Source organism: Chthonomonas sp. (assembly GCF_035294165.1).
Taxonomy (GTDB): domain Bacteria; phylum Armatimonadota; class Chthonomonadetes; order Chthonomonadales; family Chthonomonadaceae; genus Chthonomonas.
This window is the reverse complement of record NZ_DATGLN010000031.1, coordinates 1-2,750: the sequence shown is the minus strand read 5'-3', so window position 1 is coordinate 2,750 and position 2,750 is coordinate 1. Positions and strand designations below refer to the sequence as shown.

The window sequence follows — 2,750 nt, the reverse complement described above, 5'->3', positions numbered from 1 at the left end:
CTTTCGTGACGAGATGGACCATGTGCTGCTGCTCGACATGGCCATCCACACTTTCGATGCGGCTCGCCATCTCAGCGGAGCCGACCCGGTTTCGGTGTATTGTGAGGAGTTCAACCCTTCTTGGAGTTGGTACCGTGGGGCAGCCTGCGCCAACGCCTGCTTTGAGATGACAGGAGGGTTGCGCTACACCTATCGAGGCTCTTGGTGTGCCGAAGGGCGCATGACCTCGTGGGAGGCGGAATGGCGCGCCGTGGGCCCGAAGGGCACCGCCACATGGAACGGTCACGACCAACTAGTGGCGGAGGTGGTGGTTCAACCGAACGGCTTTTTCTCCAAAACAGAGGAGCGCACCGTTCCCATAGAGCCGGAGCCGGGCGGTATTGCAGGTTCCTTGAGGGATTTTCTGCGCGCCCTTGAAACCGGCTTGCCCCCTATGGGCGAGTGCCACGACAACATCAAAAGCCTTGCCATGGTGTTTGCGGCCATCGAGTCGGCCACCAAGGGGCAGCGCGTTGCGGTGAAGTTTTAGCCTTCATCTAGGGGGATGAGCCAGGCGGATCGGTGGCCTGTGCGGCATCGAGCAGGGTGTCGCGCGGCACGCTGTGCCGATCCACAAGCAGGGCATAGCCGGTGCCCTCGCGCGACCAGGCGTAAAGCACAGGGCCTTTTGAGGGTGCGAGAGCATAAAACCGCTTCCGTGCCAACACAAAGCGGTTGAGCGAGGAGCCGAATCGGCCGTGACGGGGCACAATGTAGATGCCCACCAGCCCATGCGGGGTGCGATAGAGCAGGCGAGCGGCGGCCACACCGTCGAGGGAGACGACATCGGCCCCCAATAGCCTACCTCGAGAGAGCGAAAGGTTAATAGGTGGAATGTTCGCATGAAGGCGATCGCGCAGCCAAACCGCAGCGCGATCGGGGTTGGGCTGCGCAAAGGCCGGTTGAACCACCTGCCGCTCCACCTGTTCAAAGTCCTGAAGGGCGGCGCGCACAGGGAAGATATCGGGGCTGTTGAGGCGTGCCCAAACAAAGCTGAAAATGGCAAGCAGCAACATGGAGAAGGCCAAGGCCGGCCTCCACGCGAAGCGCGCGCGTTCAAGCCTCTCTCGGCGTCTCCAAACGCGTTGGGCTTCGCGCCACACGTGGGGAGCAGGCTCGATGTAGCGTTGATGCACACGAAGAGCACGCAGATGCTGACGTATCTCTGCAAAGCCTTTCGACTCCTCACGACAGAAGGAGCAGGCCTCTAGGTGCTTTTTTACCTGTTCATGGAGGTCTTCCGGTAGCTCCCCATCCACATAGGCAGCGAGGAGGTCGCGCATTTCCTCGCACGAACCCTTCATCGCCTCGGCCTCATTTTCATTGTGACTCATGTCTTTAATTAGCTACGTAATAGTGCATGCTTTCTTAGATATAGCTTACGATTGCTTTCGCACCGTCGGCTCCGTGCCCGTAAGCATCTGGCGCAACAACGCCCGTCCCCGCGACACACGCGAGCGCACCGTTCCCACGGGAATGCTCAGCGCATCCGCCGTCTCCTGATAGCTCAACTCCTCCACATCTACCAGCAGCACCGCCGTTCGGTACTCTTCCGGCAAGCTATCGAGCGCCTTTTGGAGTTTTTCGTCCAACAGGTTCTCCGTGAGGAGAACGGCCGGGTCGCTCTGTGGCGGTGCGGGAAAATCCCATGTGCTGCCCTCTACCCCCGAATCGAAGGAGGTGGTGAGCGGTCTTCGCTTGCCGCGCTCATAATCGTTAATATAAACTCTTGTCAGAATAGTAAACAACCACGCACGAAAATTGGTTCCCTCTTGAAACTGATCGAAGCGTTCGTAGGCTCGAATCAGCGTTTCTTGGGTAATATCTTCCGCCCATTCTCGGTTGCGGGTCATTCTGAGAGCCGCCTGATAGAGCGGCTTAAACAGCGGCTTGGCCAACTGTTCGAAACGACGGCTTCGGCTTTTGCTAAAAAGGTCCATTCCCTATGCGTTCCTGCTATAGGCCCAACGCAAGCCTATTTCCCCTGCTTCAGTTGGCGACGCCACGCCTCTATTTTCATCAGCGCTTCCATCGGGGTTATGGTGGTGATGTCGAGCGCCTCCAGCTCCTCAAGAATAGGATGCGTTTCCGGCTCAAACAGAGTGAGTTGCAATTTCTGTTTGCGTTCTGGAACCTGTTGGCCGCTATCCACAATATCACGCGTGACCCCAGCACTACCCTTTTCGAGGCTTTTGAGTATCTCTTTGGCCCGATCCACCACCTCGAGAGGCACGCCGGCCATGCGGGCCACTTGAATGCCATAGCTTTTATCGGTTCCACCCGGTACTAATTTTCTTAACCAAATAATATGCTCTCCTTGTTCCCGAACGGCCACCCGAAAGTTCTTTACCACCGGGTAGCGATTGGCCAGCTCATTAAGATGATGGTAGTGCGTGGCAAAGAGCGTTTTGCACCCGATCTGCACAAGATATTCGGCTACCGCCCACGCAATAGAGAGACCATCGTAGGTGCTGGTGCCGCGCCCTATCTCATCGAGAATCACGAGGCTGCGGGCGGTGGCGTTGTTCAAGATGTTGGCCGTCTCGCTCATCTCTACCATGAAGGTGGACTGGCCGCTGGCAAGCTCATCGTGTGCGCCCACGCGGGTAAAGATGCGGTCTACGATGCCGATGGAGGCCGAATCGGCCGGCACAAAGCTGCCGATTTGAGCCAGAAGCACGATTAGCGCGGTTTGACGAAGGTAAGAGGAT

General features: G+C 57.7%; 4 protein-coding genes. 1 reads left to right on the top strand and 3 read right to left on the bottom strand.

Annotation, left to right across the window (positions count from 1 at the left end; all coding sequences use genetic code 11):
• Positions 1–529: Gfo/Idh/MocA family protein (locus tag VKV29_RS01055; RefSeq protein WP_324199439.1), on the top strand; the 529-nt coding region annotated here is incomplete at its 5' end.
• A gap of 7 nt (positions 530–536) precedes the next feature.
• On the opposite strand, the gene VKV29_RS01050 is transcribed toward VKV29_RS01055, so the two are convergent.
• The 3 genes from VKV29_RS01050 to VKV29_RS01040 all read right to left on the bottom strand — a co-directional run.
• Positions 537–1,343, bottom strand: coding sequence for an anti-sigma factor family protein (locus VKV29_RS01050; RefSeq protein ID WP_324199438.1), 807 nt, complete (start codon positions 1,341–1,343; stop codon positions 537–539).
• A gap of 75 nt (positions 1,344–1,418) precedes the next feature.
• Complete coding sequence (locus VKV29_RS01045; RefSeq protein WP_324199437.1) at positions 1,419–1,979, bottom strand: sigma-70 family RNA polymerase sigma factor; 561 nt, start codon at positions 1,977–1,979, stop codon at positions 1,419–1,421.
• 35 nt (positions 1,980–2,014) lie between these two features.
• The coding region (locus tag VKV29_RS01040; RefSeq protein ID WP_414647335.1) for a MutS-related protein at positions 2,015–2,750 on the bottom strand (736 nt) is incomplete at its 5' end.